Genomic DNA, 18,023 nt, shown 5'->3' with positions numbered 1-18,023 from the left:
CCCACCACCCCCCAAAAAAGGAGACAATGACCATGCGCGTGCCTAGATGCTCGCGTCCACTATGTAGTTCTCAAACAACAACCCCGTACCACACCCCCCGCACCGGCCACCCAAAAAGGGACAACCACCAAACGCACGGAAACAATGCAGCCAGGAAACCAGAAACACACAAACCCGCACCACGGAACCACGCAACCCAAACAGGCCACACACTCCCACGCCACGGCCCTGTTGCCTCAGGACCCAACAGTGTGCCAAACACGAAAACCGGACAACCCCCACCCGCACCGTTCCAAAACACTCGAAAGCATCCGTACTAGGGGCAGGAAAGAACCAACCGGCCGCTATCTGCTGATATTCCACCCATGAGCACCCACCGCAGAACAGACGCCTGCGCAATGGGCTTTGCTTCCACACACCCCCCACCCCGCCATGCGGCAGGACAGGAAGCGATAATGGTGCTCCTTAGAAAGGAGGTGATCCAGCCGCACCTTCCGGTACGGCTACCTTGTTACGACTTAGTCCCAATCGCCGGTCCCACCTTCGACGGCTCCCCCCACAAGGGTTAGGCCACCGGCTTCGGGTGTTACCAACTTTCGTGACTTGACGGGCGGTGTGTACAAGGCCCGGGAACGTATTCACCGCAGCGTTGCTGATCTGCGATTACTAGCGACTCCGACTTCATGGGGTCGAGTTGCAGACCCCAATCCGAACTGAGACCGGCTTTTTGGGATTAGCTCCACCTCACAGTATCGCAACCCTTTGTACCGGCCATTGTAGCATGCGTGAAGCCCAAGACATAAGGGGCATGATGATTTGACGTCGTCCCCACCTTCCTCCGAGTTGACCCCGGCAGTCTCCTATGAGTCCCCGCCATCACGCGCTGGCAACATAGAACGAGGGTTGCGCTCGTTGCGGGACTTAACCCAACATCTCACGACACGAGCTGACGACAACCATGCACCACCTGTAAACCGACCGCAAGCGGGGCACCTGTTTCCAGGCGTTACCGGTTCATGTCAAGCCTTGGTAAGGTTCTTCGCGTTGCATCGAATTAATCCGCATGCTCCGCCGCTTGTGCGGGCCCCCGTCAATTCCTTTGAGTTTTAGCCTTGCGGCCGTACTCCCCAGGCGGGGCACTTAATGCGTTAGCTACGGCGCGGAAAACGTGGAATGTCCCCCACACCTAGTGCCCAACGTTTACGGCATGGACTACCAGGGTATCTAATCCTGTTCGCTCCCCATGCTTTCGCTCCTCAGCGTCAGTTAATGCCCAGAGACCTGCCTTCGCCATCGGTGTTCCTCCTGATATCTGCGCATTTCACCGCTACACCAGGAATTCCAGTCTCCCCTACATCACTCTAGTCTGCCCGTACCCACTGCAGAACCGGAGTTGAGCCCCGGTCTTTCACAGCAGACGCGACAAACCGCCTACGAGCTCTTTACGCCCAATAATTCCGGATAACGCTTGCGCCCTACGTATTACCGCGGCTGCTGGCACGTAGTTAGCCGGCGCTTCTTCTGCAGGTACCGTCACTTTCGCTTCTTCCCTACTGAAAGAGGTTTACAACCCGAAGGCCGTCATCCCTCACGCGGCGTCGCTGCATCAGGCTTCCGCCCATTGTGCAATATTCCCCACTGCTGCCTCCCGTAGGAGTCTGGGCCGTGTCTCAGTCCCAGTGTGGCCGGTCACCCTCTCAGGCCGGCTACCCGTCGTCGCCTTGGTAGGCCATTACCCCACCAACAAGCTGATAGGCCGCGAGTCCATCCAAAACCGCAAAAGCTTTCCACCACCACACCATGCGGTGAGCGGTCGTATCCGGTATTAGACCCAGTTTCCCAGGCTTATCCCAGAGTCAAGGGCAGGTTACTCACGTGTTACTCACCCGTTCGCCACTAATCCCCCCAGCAAGCTGGAGATCATCGTTCGACTTGCATGTGTTAAGCACGCCGCCAGCGTTCATCCTGAGCCAGGATCAAACTCTCCGTTGAAGTAAAACAAAAACAGACACAACCACAACCACCGGAAATAACGGCAGAACGGCTGCACAAAATTTGAAACCAGCTGTAAAAAACCAGCCCCGCACCACGGAGGTGACACAGGACCAGCCAAAACAACCAATTTAATAAAAAATCGGTATCAACAAACTTGGCACACTATTGAGTTCTCAAACAACAGACACACCCGGCACCACCCACACCCCAAAGGGCCCAGACTCGCTCCGGAGCAACTTCCCAAACTTACCCGAATCATTACCGCTTTGCAAATCAGTATCTCAACCGATTTCAGGGTAACAATTCGAATTCCCCTCGAATCGCGGCGCACAAAGCACCAGCCGTTTCGGGCTTTATTCAAAGGGGGTGGCCGCCTGTGGTTCCCAGCTCTAGGCTGTCTCCCTCGCGGCGACTTAGAAGACATTACACGGCTTCCGCACCCCGCGCAAATCCAGCAATAACGCCCCGCTATTCTCCCGCTCAAGCTGACCGACAAGTCTGATTGATGCGCCGGGGCGGCGTCGACGGCGGAACGCGGGTTCCGCCGTCGGGCCCCGCCTAACGGAATGCGGCGATACCGCTTAGCTTGCTACCCAGGATGAGGGTGTGGACTTCGTCGGTGCCTTCATAGGTGCGAACCGATTCCAAGTTGTTGGCATGCCGCAAGGGTGAATGGTCCAGCGTGATTCCGTTGCCCCCGAGGATGGTCCTGGCTTCCCGCGCAATTTTGATGGCTTCGCGGCAGTTGTTCAGTTTGCCGACGGAGATCTGGTCCGGTTGCAAAGCGCCGCTGTCCTTCATGCGCCCGAGGTGCAAGGCGAGGAGGAATCCCTTATTGATCTCAAGAGCCATGTCAACCAACTTCTGCTGCGTTAGCTGGTAACCGGCCAGCGGCCTGCCAAACTGCAGGCGTTCCTTGGAGTAGTCGAGGGCTACTTCGAACGCATCGCGGGCGGCGCCCATGGCGCCCCAGATGATTCCATAGCGCGCCTCGTTCAGGCAGGAGAAGGGCCCCTTGAGCCCAACGGCGTTCGGCAGCACCGCACTCTCGGGCAGTCGCAGATCGGACAATTCGATGTCGCATTGGATGGAGGCTCGCATGGACAGTTTCGGCTCGATCGGGGTAGCCGTGAATCCGCGGGTCTCGGTGGGGACTACGAAGCCGCGGACGCCGTCGTCGGTCTGGGCCCAGATGATGGCGACTTTGGCCACCGACGCCAGGCCGATCCAGCGCTTTGATCCGTTGAGGATCCAGTCGCCTCCGTCGCGGTGCGCGAAGGTAGTCATGCCACCCGGATCCGATCCCGCCGCGGGTTCCGTCAGTCCGAAGCAGCCGATCGCTTCCCCCGCGGCCATCGCCGGCAGCCATTCGGCTTTCTGTTCATCCGAACCGTGCTTGTAGATGGCGCTCATCGCCAATGAGCCCTGCACCGAGACGAAAGTGCGCAGCCCGGAATCGCCGGCCTCAAGTTCCGCTCCGGCCAGCCCGTACTCGACGGCGGATCGTCCGGCGCATCCGTAGCCCTTCAGGTGCATGCCCAGTAGGCCCATTTTGGCCAGCTCCGGGACCAGTTCCAGCGGGAAAATGGCATTTTCATACCAGGTTGCGATGTGTGGTTTGACTTCGCTATTCACGAAGGCGCGCACCGAATCGCGCAGCGCACGTTCATCCGCGCTAAGGAGGGAGTCAAAATCAATCAGATCGCTGATATCGGACATTCATGCGCCTTTCACGGAAGCGTTCGGGGAATGGACAGCGAAGGTGGCCCCTTGGTGCTCGCCTAGGGCCGGGGGAACTTGCCGGTAGCTTGGTGCTGCTGCGGACAGCCGGATGGGGTTGGCCAACTGCCGGGACGCCCGGCCTGTGGCGGGATCAGTGACAACGATTGACGGCTCCAGCCCCAGGCTCTCAGCCAGCTCGAAAGCCTCGCTGACGCTGTTGACCCTGCCCGCAGGAACGCCTGCAGCGAGGAGTTTCCGTTGCCAATTCGCAGCAGTGTCAGCTTGGAGTGCGGCCTCGATCACAATACGAAGCTCCTCGCTGGAGGCTACCCTGCGTTCGTTAGTGAGGAATCTCGTTTGCTCGGGCAACCCCCTGAGCCCTAGGACTGACGCCAGCGCAGCAAATTGCCGATCGTTGCCGACCGCGATGGCGAGTGTGCCGCCGCCAGTGCGGAATGTCTCATATGGGGCGATGCTGGGGTGTGCATTACCGAGCCTGCCAGGCGAGTTGCCAGTGGCCAAGCAAGCCGCGCCCTGGTTCACCAATGCTGCCAGGAGCGAGGAAAGGAGGTTGACCTGCACCTGCTGGCCGGCCCCTGTGGCATCGCGTACCCGTAGCGCCATCAGGATCCCCGCTAGGGCATTCTGCCCGGTAAGGACGTCAACCAGGGCAACCCCAACCTTGCTGGGTTCTCCTTCCGGGTGGCCGGTGATACTCATCAGACCGCCAAGCGCCTGCACGAGCAGGTCATAGCCAGGCAGATCCGCACCGGAGCCAGCCCCGAAGCCCGAGATTGAACAATAGACGATGTCCGGCCGGCTCTCGGAGATGGTCTGATAATCCATCCCGAATTTTGCCATGACACCAGGACGGAAGTTTTCGATGACGACGTCGCAACCGGCCACGAGGGCCTGGGCACAGCTCAACCCCTCATCGGACTTGAGATCGGCAACAACGGATTTCTTGTTCCGGTTGACGCTTGCAAAATAAGTGCCGGTCCCATCGGCTTCCACAGGCGGGATCCACGCCCGGGTATCGTCGCCGGCAGGACCTTCGATCTTGATGACCTCGGCACCGTAGTCGGCCAACATCATGGAGCACAGTGGTCCGGCTAGAACCCGCGAAAAGTCCGCGATCCGTATCCCCGCCAAAGGCTGCGGCAAACCGCTTGGGCTGCCCCCTGTGGACGTCACCACATATCTCCTTCGATGGTTGTATGTTGCATGCAACTGTAGGGCAGCGTTCCCGGCGTGTAAACACTTTTTGGTCGTATCGAAGTCAGCCGCGGAATTTCGTCAGCTGATCCAGCTTCGCAAGATACGCATCGGCGGATAGTCCGGGCGTCTTCGCGCAAACACCTGTAATGAGAAGCCGGGCGGTGCGGGTGACATGTTCGCGAACCGCAGCCGCTGCAGCCTGCGGGTCCTGTCGCTCCAATGCATAGAGAATGCCTCGACGGTCGTCGGCCAAGTCCTGGCTGCTTCGGATTGAAGGGATGGTTACCAACCCTTGCGCAAGAACAAGATTGCGGAGTTCACCATCCAGCGCCGTTAGCCGGGGATTACCCGCCAATCCCATGAGAAACAAATGGAACTCTTTATCCGCGTGGAGGGTGCCTGGACCATCATCGCCGGCGGCAGCATCCAGAATGCGCCCGTGCAGCACCCGGAACCGCTCCAAGTCATCCTTGTTGATAACCTCGGCGGCCCGTGCCGCAGCAGGGGGCTCAAGAAGAATTCGGATCTGGAAGATCTGGACAATCTCATCAAGTGAAATCTGTAGCACCCGAACACCGCGGTTCTTCTCGATCCGGACAATGCCCTCCTTTTCGAGCAGCTGCAGAGCCTCACGTACAGGCGTCCTGGACACGCCGAGTCTCTCGGCTAGCCCGATCGCGGAATAATGCTCCCCGGGCCTCATCTCGCCGGACGTGATTGCCGCCCGCAGCATGTCTGTGGCCTGCGCTGTCAGCGACACCCCGGGAGTAACCTGTTGCATGCTACTCATCCTGACATTGTACGGGTGACGCGAACCCGCATCTCGGAGGGGTCCATAGGTGAGCGGGCGTCCGCCCCCAGCCGTTGATATGTGAGCGGGCGTTTGGGATTTCCGGCACATACGTGAGTCGGGGTTCGGGTTTTCCGGCACATAGGTGAGCCGGGGTCGTTCCGCAACCGTTGATATGGGGGTGTGTTTGGGGCGTGGGTGTTTAAATGGGTCGGGCCCCGGCACGTGTGTGTCGGGGCCCGGCCGTTAATGGTTGTCCGGCGGTGTCCTACTCTCCCACACCCTCCCGGGTGCAGTACCATCGGCGCTGTGGGTCTTAGCTTCCGGGTTCGGAATGGGACCGGGCGTTTCCCCCACGCTATGACCGCCGTAACCTTGTTACCCGTCCCCGCACGGGTGCGGGGTGGGAAGACTGGTGGTTACAACTGTGGTGTTGTTATTCAGTTGTTCGGTTCCAGGAACACACCCGCGGTCGGGTTGTTGTTCGGGAACCACATAGTGGACGCAAGCAGTGATCGTGTTTGTGTGGTGTAAGTTGTCGGCCTATTAGTACCGGTCAGCTTCAACAGTCTTTAGTCCTGTCTTCCACATCCGGCCTATCAACCCAGTGGTCTGGCTGGGGGCCTCTCACACACGAGGTGTATGGAAATCTCATCTTGAAGCGAGCTTCCCGCTTAGATGCTTTCAGCGGTTATCCCATCCGAACGTAGCTAATCAGCGGTGCACTTGGCAGTACAACTGACACACCAGAGGTTCGTCCGTCCCGGTCCTCTCGTACTAAGGACAGCCCTTCTCAAATTTCCTGCGCGCGCAGCGGATAGGGACCGAACTGTCTCACGACGTTCTAAACCCAGCTCGCGTACCGCTTTAATGGGCGAACAGCCCAACCCTTGGGACCTACTCCAGCCCCAGGATGCGACGAGCCGACATCGAGGTGCCAAACCATGCCGTCGATATGGACTCTTGGGCAAGATCAGCCTGTTATCCCCGAGGTACCTTTTATCCGTTGAGCGACGGCCATTCCACAATGTACCGCCGGATCACTAGTCCCGACTTTCGTCCCTGCTTGAGATGTCTCTCTCACAGTCAAGCTCCCTTGTGCACTTACACTCGACACCTGATTGCCAACCAGGCTGAGGGAACCTTTGGGCGCCTCCGTTACTTTTTAGGAGGCAACCGCCCCAGTTAAACTACCCATCAGGCACTGTCCCTGACCCGGATCACGGGCCGAAGTTAGATGTCCAAAGTGACCAGAGTGGTATTTCAACGATGACTCCACCCGAACTGGCGTCCGGGCTTCAACGTCTCCCACCTATCCTACACAAGCCACTCCGAACACCAATACCAAACTATAGTAAAGGTCTCGGGGTCTTTCCGTCCTGCTGCGCGTAACGAGCATCTTTACTCGTACTGCAATTTCGCCGAGTTTATGGTTGAGACAGCGGGGAAGTCGTTACTCCATTCGTGCAGGTCGGAACTTACCCGACAAGGAATTTCGCTACCTTAGGATGGTTATAGTTACCACCGCCGTTTACTGGGGCTTAAATTCTCAGCTTCGCCTTGCGGCTAACCGGTCCTCTTAACCTTCCAGCACCGGGCAGGAGTCAGTCCGTATACATCGTCTTGCGACTTCGCACGGACCTGTGTTTTTAGTAAACAGTCGCTTCCCCCTGGTCTCTGCGGCCCCGATCCCCTCCCACCAGCAAGTGGTGTTCAAGGTTGGGGCCCCCCTTCTCCCGAAGTTACGGGGGCATTTTGCCGAGTTCCTTAACCATAATTCTCTCGATCGCCTTGGTATTCTCTACCTGATCACCTGTGTCGGTTTGGGGTACGGGCGGCTGGAACCTCGCGCCGATGCTTTTCTAGGCAGCATAGGATCACCGGATCCCCCCATGACGGGGGTCCCATCAGATCTCAGGAACGTCATCAAAGACACAGCGACGGATTTGCCTATCGCTGACCCTACATCCTTAGACCGGGGCAACCATCGCCCGGCCCGGCTACCTTCCTGCGTCACACCTGTTAATACGCTTACCTCCCGGGATCAGGTCCCGCGCTCGGCCAAAACCCGCACACCACAAGGGTGATTGGGCAGGCTCCGGGCGGTTAGTATCCCCCGCTTGGCATGGGCGGTCCTTCGCCGGTACGGGAATATCAACCCGTTGTCCATCGACTACGCCTGTCGGCCTCGCCTTAGGTCCCGACTTACCCAGGGCAGATTAGCTTGACCCTGGAACCCTTGATCATTCGGCGGACGGGTTTCTCACCCGTCTTTCGCTACTCATGCCTGCATTCTCACTCGTGTAGGCTCCACCGCTGGTTTACACCGCGACTTCACCGCCCACACGACGCTCCCCTACCACTCCAGACGACTGAACCACGAAGGCTTGTCTACTATCTGAAATCCACAACTTCGGCGGTGTACTTGAGCCCCGCTACATTGTCGGCGCGGAATCACTTGACCAGTGAGCTATTACGCACTCTTTCAAGGATGGCTGCTTCTAAGCCAACCTCCTGGTTGTCTTCGCAACTCCACATCCTTTCCCACTTAGCACACGCTTAGGGGCCTTAGTTGGTGGTCTGGGCTGTTTCCCTCTCGACTATGAAGCTTATCCCCCACAGTCTCACTGCTGCGCTCTCACTTACCGGCATTCGGAGTTTGGCTGACGTCAGTAACCTTGTAGGGCCCATCGGCCATCCAGTAGCTCTACCTCCGGCAAGAAACACGCAACGCTGCACCTAAATGCATTTCGGGGAGAACCAGCTATCACGGAGTTTGATTGGCCTTTCACCCCTACCCACAGCTCATCCCCTCCATTTTCAACTGAAGTGGGTTCGGTCCTCCACGACGTCTTACCGTCGCTTCAACCTGGCCATGGGTAGATCACTCCGCTTCGGGTCTAGATCACGCCACTACACTCGCCCTGTTCAGACTCGCTTTCGCTACGGCTACCCCACACGGGTTAACCTCGCGACGTAACACTAACTCGCAGGCTCATTCTTCAAAAGGCACGCCGTCACCAGAATCAGACTGGCTCCGACGGATTGTAAGCACACGGTTTCAGGTACTGTTTCACTCCCCTCCCGGGGTACTTTTCACCTTTCCCTCACGGTACTGGTCCGCTATCGGTCATTAGGAAGTATTTAGGCTTATCAGGTGGTCCTGACAGATTCACACGGGATTTCTCGGGCCCCGTGCTACTTGGGATCCTCTCCAGGCGGCACACAACATTACGGTTACGGGGCTAACACCCTCTCCGGCCGGCCTTTCAAGACCGTTCACCTATGTCCATGCTCTCACCCCACCGGTCCGGCAGAACCAGTACGGAAAGTCCCACAACCCCGCCCATGCAACGCCCGCCGGCTATCACACATGGAACGGTTTAGCCTCATCCGCGTTCGCTCGCCACTACTAACGGAATCACTCTTGTTTTCTCTTCCTGCGGGTACTGAGATGTTTCACTTCCCCGCGTTCCCCCCACGCACCCTATGTGTTCAGATGCGGGTCACCAGATCACGCAAAACGCGTCTGGCGGGGTTTCCCCATTCGGACATCCTGGGATCACCGTTCGGTTATCAACTCCCCCAGGCTTATCGCAGATTCCTACGTCCTTCTTCGGCTCCTAATGCCAAGGCATCCACCGTGTGCCCTTAAAAACTTGACCACACAAGATCAAAAAACTTCTCGAGAGAACCAGACCCCCCACAAGGAAGGGCCGGGTTCATAAAAAGAAATTGCTGTAAGACACACACACCCCACCACCCCCCAAAAAAGGAGACAATGACCATGCGCGTGCCTAGATGCTCGCGTCCACTATGTAGTTCTCAAACAACAACCCCGTACCACACCCCCCGCACCGGCCACCCAAAAAGGGACAACCACCAAACGCACGGAAACAATGCAGCCAGGAAACCAGAAACACACAAACCCGCACCACGGAACCACGCAACCCAAACAGGCCACACACTCCCACGCCACGGCCCTGTTGCCTCAGGACCCAACAGTGTGCCAAACACGAAAACCGGACAACCCCCACCCGCACCGTTCCAAAACACTCGAAAGCATCCGTACTAGGGGCAGGAAAGAACCAACCGGCCGCTATCTGCTGATATTCCACCCATGAGCACCCACCGCAGAACAGACGCCTGCGCAATGGGCTTTGCTTCCACACACCCCCCACCCCGCCATGCGGCAGGACAGGAAGCGATAATGGTGCTCCTTAGAAAGGAGGTGATCCAGCCGCACCTTCCGGTACGGCTACCTTGTTACGACTTAGTCCCAATCGCCGGTCCCACCTTCGACGGCTCCCCCCACAAGGGTTAGGCCACCGGCTTCGGGTGTTACCAACTTTCGTGACTTGACGGGCGGTGTGTACAAGGCCCGGGAACGTATTCACCGCAGCGTTGCTGATCTGCGATTACTAGCGACTCCGACTTCATGGGGTCGAGTTGCAGACCCCAATCCGAACTGAGACCGGCTTTTTGGGATTAGCTCCACCTCACAGTATCGCAACCCTTTGTACCGGCCATTGTAGCATGCGTGAAGCCCAAGACATAAGGGGCATGATGATTTGACGTCGTCCCCACCTTCCTCCGAGTTGACCCCGGCAGTCTCCTATGAGTCCCCGCCATCACGCGCTGGCAACATAGAACGAGGGTTGCGCTCGTTGCGGGACTTAACCCAACATCTCACGACACGAGCTGACGACAACCATGCACCACCTGTAAACCGACCGCAAGCGGGGCACCTGTTTCCAGGCGTTACCGGTTCATGTCAAGCCTTGGTAAGGTTCTTCGCGTTGCATCGAATTAATCCGCATGCTCCGCCGCTTGTGCGGGCCCCCGTCAATTCCTTTGAGTTTTAGCCTTGCGGCCGTACTCCCCAGGCGGGGCACTTAATGCGTTAGCTACGGCGCGGAAAACGTGGAATGTCCCCCACACCTAGTGCCCAACGTTTACGGCATGGACTACCAGGGTATCTAATCCTGTTCGCTCCCCATGCTTTCGCTCCTCAGCGTCAGTTAATGCCCAGAGACCTGCCTTCGCCATCGGTGTTCCTCCTGATATCTGCGCATTTCACCGCTACACCAGGAATTCCAGTCTCCCCTACATCACTCTAGTCTGCCCGTACCCACTGCAGAACCGGAGTTGAGCCCCGGTCTTTCACAGCAGACGCGACAAACCGCCTACGAGCTCTTTACGCCCAATAATTCCGGATAACGCTTGCGCCCTACGTATTACCGCGGCTGCTGGCACGTAGTTAGCCGGCGCTTCTTCTGCAGGTACCGTCACTTTCGCTTCTTCCCTACTGAAAGAGGTTTACAACCCGAAGGCCGTCATCCCTCACGCGGCGTCGCTGCATCAGGCTTCCGCCCATTGTGCAATATTCCCCACTGCTGCCTCCCGTAGGAGTCTGGGCCGTGTCTCAGTCCCAGTGTGGCCGGTCACCCTCTCAGGCCGGCTACCCGTCGTCGCCTTGGTAGGCCATTACCCCACCAACAAGCTGATAGGCCGCGAGTCCATCCAAAACCGCAAAAGCTTTCCACCACCACACCATGCGGTGAGCGGTCGTATCCGGTATTAGACCCAGTTTCCCAGGCTTATCCCAGAGTCAAGGGCAGGTTACTCACGTGTTACTCACCCGTTCGCCACTAATCCCCCCAGCAAGCTGGAGATCATCGTTCGACTTGCATGTGTTAAGCACGCCGCCAGCGTTCATCCTGAGCCAGGATCAAACTCTCCGTTGAAGTAAAACAAAAACAGACACAACCACAACCACCGGAAATAACGGCAGAACGGCTGCACAAAATTTGAAACCAGCTGTAAAAAACCAGCCCCGCACCACGGAGGTGACACAGGACCAGCCAAAACAACCAATTTAATAAAAAATCGGTATCAACAAACTTGGCACACTATTGAGTTCTCAAACAACAGACACACCCGGCACCACCCACACCCCAAAGGGCCCAGACTCGCTCCGGAGCAACTTCCCAAACTTACCAGATGCACTCTCTCCGCACAACTCCCGATCCCGGGAACCGCACCGGACAAAACATCATCCGTGACCCCCGGGAAACCACACCGGAACGCACAAAAGCGAACCAGGAATTTGGTTTCCATTTGGAAGGGAGTCTGTCGCAATTTTTCCGCATCAGCGGCGGCGACTCGAACTACTTTACACACCCCCAAGACCCGGCGCAAATCACCCCCGTACCACCATCCTGCGCTCCAAAACCCGCTACAACACGGCGATTTCGGGCCCAGCGCCACCTGAATGAAAGCCTTTAGGGCCGCAAGCCACAAACATGCCGTGCATCACAAACAACGCGCCGCACCAGCAAACAAAAGCCACTAGTGCCCGGCTGCGCCCTCGGTCTTGCGCATCATGGTGGACAGCACTACGGCAAGCACCGCAATCAAAGTGGCTGTCAGGAAGGCGGCCTGCATCCCGGCCACAAAGCCGGACGAGGCCGAGACCACGGCGAAGATCGAAACCAGGAGTGCCGTCCCTGCGGCTCCCGCCACCTGCTGCAGCGTGCTCATGATGGCCGAGCCATGCGAGTAGAGGTGGGGCGGGAGCGGGTTGAGGCCGGTGGTAAACGCCGGCGTGAACAGCAAAGCCAAGCCAAGGCTGAGTACTGCGTACAGGACCACGACCCACCACAAGGGGCTAGCCGCGGTGAGCATCGAGAACTGCCACAGCGTGAGTACCAGCAGGATGGAACCTGTCACAGTCAGCGGCAGCGGACCTATCTTGTCGAACAACCTGCCGACAACCGGCCCGAGCAGGCCCATCGCCAAGCCGCCCGGAAGGAGCGCGAGGCCGGTCTCCATCGGCTGCAGGTGGAGGACGTTCTGGAGGTAGAGCGGCAACAGGATCACTCCGCCGAACAGGGCCATCATGGCAACCACCATGAGCAGGACCGACACCGTGAACATGCGGAAGTTGAATGCCCTGAGGTCCAGCAAGGGCGCGTCGGACTTCTGCAATTTGAGCTGGCGGAGAACGAAGGCCACCATGCACAAGACACCGATCACCAGCGCAACGATCGGCACGGCGGTTGCTCCCGTGTGGCCGCCGATCTGGCTCAGCCCATAGACCAACCCGCCGAACGCAGGAACGGTCAGGACCACCGAGACGAAGTCCAGCCTCACATTGCCTCGCTCGCCAACGTTTGTGAGGAACTTGGCACCGATGCCCATGGCCAGCAAGGCCACCGGAAGCACGAAGACGAACATGAATCGCCACGAGAAGTGGTCAAGGATGATGCCGGAAACCGTGGGGCCCAGCGCCGGCGCAACCGAAATCGCGATGGTCACGTTGCCCATCACCGCCCCCCGGCGGGACAGGGGCACCAGGGTCAAAATGGTTGTCATCAGCAGCGGGAGCATGATCGCGGTGCCGCCCGCTTGGACGATCCGAGCCAACAAGAGCACTCCAAAACCCGGGGCTAGTGCCGCGAGCAGGGTGCCGGCGCTGAACAGTCCGATCGCCAGAAGGAACGCAGCCCTAGTGGTGAGCCTCTGGAGGATGAAGCCTGTGGTGGGTATGACCACGGCCATCGTCAGCATGAATCCGGTGGAGAGCCACTGGACTGTGGGTGCGTCGACGTTGAGGTCCGTCATGAGCCGCTGCAAGGCGACGTTCATGATGGTCTCGTTGAGGATCACCACGAAGGTGGCCACAAGTAGCGTGACGATGATGGTGACAGACTCGCGCGACATCCTGTCGCTGGCTTGTTGTGTCCCCGCTTCCGGCACGGGGCTGCCGGACGCGTCTGATGTGACGTCGGTAGACATGAGGATCCCTCAGCTTTGGGTGCGATGGTTTCCGGCGCTCGGCACCGATGAAGATTGCAACAGTCTAAGCCTCAACCGCATTCCCGTCAGCAGCTTAATCCAAACGTTTGCGTACGGGCATCCGAAAGTTAAGAGTGTTCAGGAACTCAGCGGCACGTTGTCAATCAAGCGCACGGGCCCGACCTTCGCCGCGATGATCGCAAGCCCTTCACCGCGGAACGGAGTTTCCTTGCAGTTTTCCGCGAGCGGTTCCAGCGTCCGGGGGTCGACGACGTCGAAATAGTCCAGCTTCACGAGGGGCTGGGATTCAACGAGCGCGACGGCGGAGTCCAGCTCGAGCGGTTCGTTCGCCAGGGCGCGGGACTCGAGGAGGCGAAGGGCGCGGGACAGCACCAGTGCGGCTTCTTGCTCTTCTTCGGAAAGGAAACGGTTCCGGCTGGAAAGCGCCAGCCCTTCCGTGTTGCGCACGGTCGGCACGGCCACGATGTCCACCGGAAAGCTGAGATCGGCCACCATCCTCTTCACGAGGGCTAACTGCTGGGCATCCTTCTGGCCGAAGTACGCGCGGTACGCGGCAGCACCGCCGTCGGCGGCTGGACCGCCAGGCAGGCCGTAGTGCAGCAGTTTGGCGACCACAGTGAGGGCGCCGTCGAAGTGGCCGGGACGCGAGGCCCCCTCCCATTTCTCGCCCAGTGGTCCCGAAGTCACCCGGACCAACGGCTCCCCGCCGGGATAAACCTCGTCAACGGAAGGGGCGAAGACGAGATCCACGCCCTCGGCGTCAAGGAGGGCCATATCGGCATCGAGCGTGCGCGGGTAGCGTTCGAGGTCCGCGGCCTCGCCGAATTGCAGGGGGTTCACGAAGATGGAGACCACCACCACGTCGTTCTGCTCGACGGCGGTGCGGGCCAGTGCTGCGTGACCGGTGTGCAGCGCTCCCATCGTGGGGACGAGGCCTTGCGAGCTGCCGCGCTTTTCCGCGAGCAACCGCGCGCTTTCGGCCCGCAGTTCCGCCGCGGTGGTCACAAGTTTGATGGCCATTCTCAGTTTCCTTCCTGCGTCCCGGCAGCGTCGCTGCCTGGACGATCCTCACCGTTGTCCGCCGTGCCTGGGCCGTCCAAGGCATTGTTGATGTCGCCAAACTGGCCCTGCTTTAACAGTCCGCGATTGACCGCCCGGCGGGCCGTGGCGCGCGCCATGGCCCGGTAGGCGACGAGGACATCGCCGCCGGCACCGCCGTCGTACTCCTTGAGGGCCTCCGCATGGGCGGCCACGGTTCCCACATCCCCGCGGGCCACGGGCCCGGTCAACGCGGACTCGCCTGAGGCCAGAGCGTTTTCCAAGGTGGCGCGGAGCAACGGGCCGAGCATTCGTTCCGGCGCGTCGACGCCGATGTCCCGAAGCAGTTGGGATGACTGGGCCACAAGGGTGACCATGTGGTTCGAGCTGTGCGCGAGGGCTGCGTGGTAAAGCGTGCGGTCGGCCTCGGCAATGGCCACCGGTTCGGCACCCATCTCCACCACGAGGGCTTGGGCGATGGGCAACATCGCGGCGTCGGCGGTGACCCCGAAAGTGCAGTCCAAAAGCCGGGTCAGGTCCAGGCTCATGCCCGTGAACGTCATGGCCGGGTGGAGGGCGAGCGGAATGGCACCTGCCGCGCGGACCGGCTTCAGTATTCCGACGCCGAAGCGGCCGGAAGTGTGCGCCACGAGCTGTCCGGGCTGCCACGCTCCGAGCTTGGCCAGTCCTGTCACTAGTTCGCCGAGGGCATCGTCCGGAACGGCGAGGAGCACCAACTCGGACCGTTCCACGATCTCCTGGATTTCGAGGATCGGGACCCCCGGCAGCAGCGTCTCCGCCCGCTCCCGGCTCGCTTCCGACACTGCGGAAACCCCGACGACGGCGTGCTCGGCTCCGCGCAGGGCCGCACCCAATACGGCACCCACCTTGCCGGCGCCAATGATTCCTACGCCGAGTCGTCCTGGCCTAGCCATGGTCGTGTCCCTCCTGGGTTGATGCACGCTGCATGGCATGCGTGGTCGGCGGGGCCGGGGCCGGCATCGCCACGGGCGGAAGTTGCGCTAGCCACTGCTCGCTACTCTGCAGTTTGCGGGCTTTCCGGGCCCGGGCTGCCTGCTGGTCGAACAAGCCGAGTGCTTCCTCTGTGGCTGCCTGGATGAGCCGGGGCGCCACCGGCCCTGGTGTCGTATGCAACACGAGGTCGGCCACGCCGAACAGCCGGGCCAACGGACCTTGGTGGACGGCGATGGACTGGGTTCGTTGGTGCGGGACCATCACCAGCTTCCGCCACAAACGGCCGGAGCGCAGCAGCAGGGCCGTGTCCGTTGAAAGGAAGCCGTTGCGTCGCCAACCCAGCGGGGAAAGTATCCAGGCACGCTTGGGGGTGGTGACAAAGCCGGCGCTGGAATCCAGGCCGGTCAACCCGGCGGTGAACACGCGCTCAGGGTCGGCGGTACCAGGATCGGGCAAGACGAGGGAGAGCATCATCATCACCTCGGGCTTCCGACCGACTGGAAGCAGCAAGGTCCGGTGTTCGCCTTCGCTGCGGTGGTGTTCACCGTAGCCGGCAACGTTCACGTGGATCCGATACCAGCCGAGAACGCGCCACAGCGGCGGCTGCGTGACCTTGAGCGCCTGGATGCGGCCGGGAGGCACGGTCTGGGCCCGGGTATCCAGGAGTCCGTAGCGCAGACGGATCCCGTCCGGGGAAATTGCCGCCGTAAAGTTGTAGCCGGTGTTGAACGAGCGCCAGTAGGCGGTGCCCAAGCCGAGGATTGCCGGTATCAGGTAAAGGATGAAGGCCCGGGACTCGGTCAGCACTGACACCAGGACCGACGCGAGGGCGCTGAGCACAATGAAGAGGCTTTGCTCGCTCAGGATGAGCGAACCGACAAGCCTTCCAGGCGGCACGTAGAGCACCACCTGCTCGGGTGCCTCGGGCACCTGGACCGTTTCGCTCCCGTCGGCAATACCGGCTGCCCGGCCCAGGATGGTGGCACGGAGCTGTTTGGCCTGCGCGAGCCTGAGGTACGAGAGCCGCACCGCCGAGTGGCCGGCGTCGGCCACCTCGAACTTCAGCTCCGCGAGACCGAAAATCCGGGCGAGCAGGGGCTGCACGATGTCGATGGCCTGGACCCGGTCAAGCCGCGCCTGTCGCTGCTGTTTGAACAGGAACCCCGTGTTGACCCGGACATAGCCTTCGGCAAGCTGATACCGGGTGAAATACCAGCTGAGGACGAAGGACCCCAAAGCCAGTAACAGCACGACGCCGCCCCCGGCCAGAAGCCAAAGCGTGCGTTCGTTGAAGTTGTCGCCAATGGTCCCGCGGCCTTGAAGGGCCCGTTCGAAGGTATCGCGGCCGAAGAAATAGATGATCGCCGCAAGTGCCACCCATCCCCGAACGAATGGCGACGCCGGGTGGACGCGGTGCCAGTCGCCGTCGACGACGGCCTGTTCCTGGGTCACAGCCCGGCCAGCCTCGCTTCGCCGCGGGCCGAAAGCTGCTCGCGCAGCCGCGCACCTTCAGTGGCGGGAAGTCCGGGCAGGTGGGCGTTGGTTCCAGCCGAGGCGGTGTGGAGTTTGAGGTTGCACAGCCCCAAGACCCGCTCAACGGGTCCAACCGCGACATCGACGTACTGCATCCGGCCGTAGGGAACCACCATGGTCCGCTGGAAGAAGATGCCGCGGCGGATCAGCAGGTCTTCGTCGCGTTCCGCATAGCCGATGGCCCTCACTTGCCTCGGGATCAACACGAGCCGCCACAGGGCAAGCAACAGAAAGGCTGCGGGAACGGCGACGGCCAGCCACAATGGCGGCCACTTCCACCATCCCAGTGCCACGAAGAGCAAGGGCAGGCTGAACAGGCCGATCGTGATCACGTTCCCGATAGCCCACTCGACGAGCCGCACCGTCACGTATTTCGGCGATACACGCAGCCACTGGATGCCAGGAGGATCAATCGCCTCGGTATGCATATTCGCCTTCGCCCTTGGCCTCGCCACGGTGTGGATCCCTGACGCCCGGGCCGCCTTCCAGGTCTTCCGGAGGAATTCGGCAGAACCGCTCCACCACGAGCCCCACGACGGTCATGATGAGACCGCCGCCGCCCATGATCAGCGCGAGCCACAAGATGCCTTGGTCACTGCGGAAGCTCCAAAGCCGGAGTTGCTCAATCACGATTCCCGCGTGCCAGCCCAGCAGCACGGTGCCCGCATAAGCGCAGGCCTGGGCCAGAATCAGGGTTCGCGCGGCCAGGATGGGGTTGAGCATGGTCTTCTTCTTGCCGTTGCGCCATCGCAGGACCCTTATGCCCATGATCAAGGTGAGCACGGCGATGAAGCCCATGGTCACCAACGCGGAAGGAGGAAGCACCGGCGTCGCCATGCTGTAGCGCGTGGTGAGCACGGTGGTCAGCCAGCCAATTGCGGCAAGAACGACGGCGATGATCGCCAACAAAAGCGGACGCATGGCCTTCATG

At 60.1% G+C, this 18,023-nt stretch carries 9 protein-coding genes and 4 rRNA genes; all 13 read right to left on the bottom strand.

Annotated elements, in window-relative coordinates; translation table 11 throughout:
- Window positions 1–469: 469 nt before the first annotated feature.
- Window positions 470–1,992: ribosomal RNA gene (locus LFT47_RS00540) — 16S ribosomal RNA — on the bottom strand.
- A gap of 561 nt (window positions 1,993–2,553) precedes the next feature.
- Complete coding sequence (locus tag LFT47_RS00535; protein ID WP_236814104.1) at window positions 2,554–3,714, bottom strand: acyl-CoA dehydrogenase family protein; 1,161 nt, start codon at window positions 3,712–3,714, stop codon at window positions 2,554–2,556.
- Entirely contained in the window at window positions 3,715–4,911 is a 1,197-nt protein-coding gene (locus LFT47_RS00530; RefSeq protein WP_236814102.1) for a CaiB/BaiF CoA transferase family protein, read from the bottom strand. It abuts the gene before it with no gap.
- An 85-nt stretch (window positions 4,912–4,996) separates the two neighbouring features.
- Complete coding sequence (locus LFT47_RS00525) at window positions 4,997–5,725, bottom strand: GntR family transcriptional regulator (protein WP_236814100.1); 729 nt, start codon at window positions 5,723–5,725, stop codon at window positions 4,997–4,999.
- 255 nt (window positions 5,726–5,980) lie between these two features.
- A 5S ribosomal RNA gene (rrf, locus tag LFT47_RS00520) occupies window positions 5,981–6,097 on the bottom strand.
- Window positions 6,098–6,250: 153 nt separating this feature from the next.
- A 23S ribosomal RNA gene (locus tag LFT47_RS00515) occupies window positions 6,251–9,390 on the bottom strand.
- Between the two features lie 559 nt (window positions 9,391–9,949).
- Window positions 9,950–11,472, bottom strand: a 16S ribosomal RNA gene (locus LFT47_RS00510).
- The 16S, 23S and 5S rRNA genes sit together here, the layout of an rRNA operon.
- Before the next feature lie 604 nt (window positions 11,473–12,076).
- The gene (locus LFT47_RS00505) at window positions 12,077–13,525 is read right to left on the bottom strand and encodes a DHA2 family efflux MFS transporter permease subunit (RefSeq protein WP_236814098.1); all 1,449 of its coding nucleotides are present in this window, start codon (window positions 13,523–13,525) and stop codon (window positions 12,077–12,079) included.
- Between the two features lie 138 nt (window positions 13,526–13,663).
- On the bottom strand, window positions 13,664–14,566 hold the full coding sequence (gene panC / locus LFT47_RS00500) for a pantoate--beta-alanine ligase (protein ID WP_236814097.1): 903 nt from the start codon (window positions 14,564–14,566) through the stop codon (window positions 13,664–13,666).
- Window positions 14,567–14,568: 2 nt separating this feature from the next.
- Window positions 14,569–15,519 (bottom strand): Rossmann-like and DUF2520 domain-containing protein, encoded by a 951-nt coding sequence (locus tag LFT47_RS00495; protein WP_236814095.1) that lies wholly within the window; start codon window positions 15,517–15,519, stop codon window positions 14,569–14,571.
- Window positions 15,512–17,011, bottom strand: a complete 1,500-nt coding sequence (locus tag LFT47_RS00490) for a PH domain-containing protein (RefSeq protein WP_236814093.1) — start codon at window positions 17,009–17,011, stop codon at window positions 15,512–15,514. Before LFT47_RS00490 ends, LFT47_RS00495 begins: the two co-directional genes overlap by 8 nt.
- Window positions 17,008–17,520 (bottom strand): PH domain-containing protein, encoded by a 513-nt coding sequence (locus tag LFT47_RS00485; protein ID WP_236814091.1) that lies wholly within the window; start codon window positions 17,518–17,520, stop codon window positions 17,008–17,010. Before LFT47_RS00485 ends, LFT47_RS00490 begins: the two co-directional genes overlap by 4 nt.
- Window positions 17,501–18,022: a DUF3180 domain-containing protein gene (locus LFT47_RS00480; RefSeq protein WP_236814089.1), complete on the bottom strand. Its 522-nt coding sequence runs from the start codon at window positions 18,020–18,022 to the stop codon at window positions 17,501–17,503. Before LFT47_RS00480 ends, LFT47_RS00485 begins: the two co-directional genes overlap by 20 nt.
- Window position 18,023: the final 1 nt, after the last annotated feature.

This window comes from Arthrobacter sp. FW306-2-2C-D06B, assembly GCF_021789175.1.
GTDB lineage: Bacteria > Actinomycetota > Actinomycetes > Actinomycetales > Micrococcaceae > Arthrobacter.
This window is presented reverse-complemented; position numbering and strand designations above follow the sequence as displayed.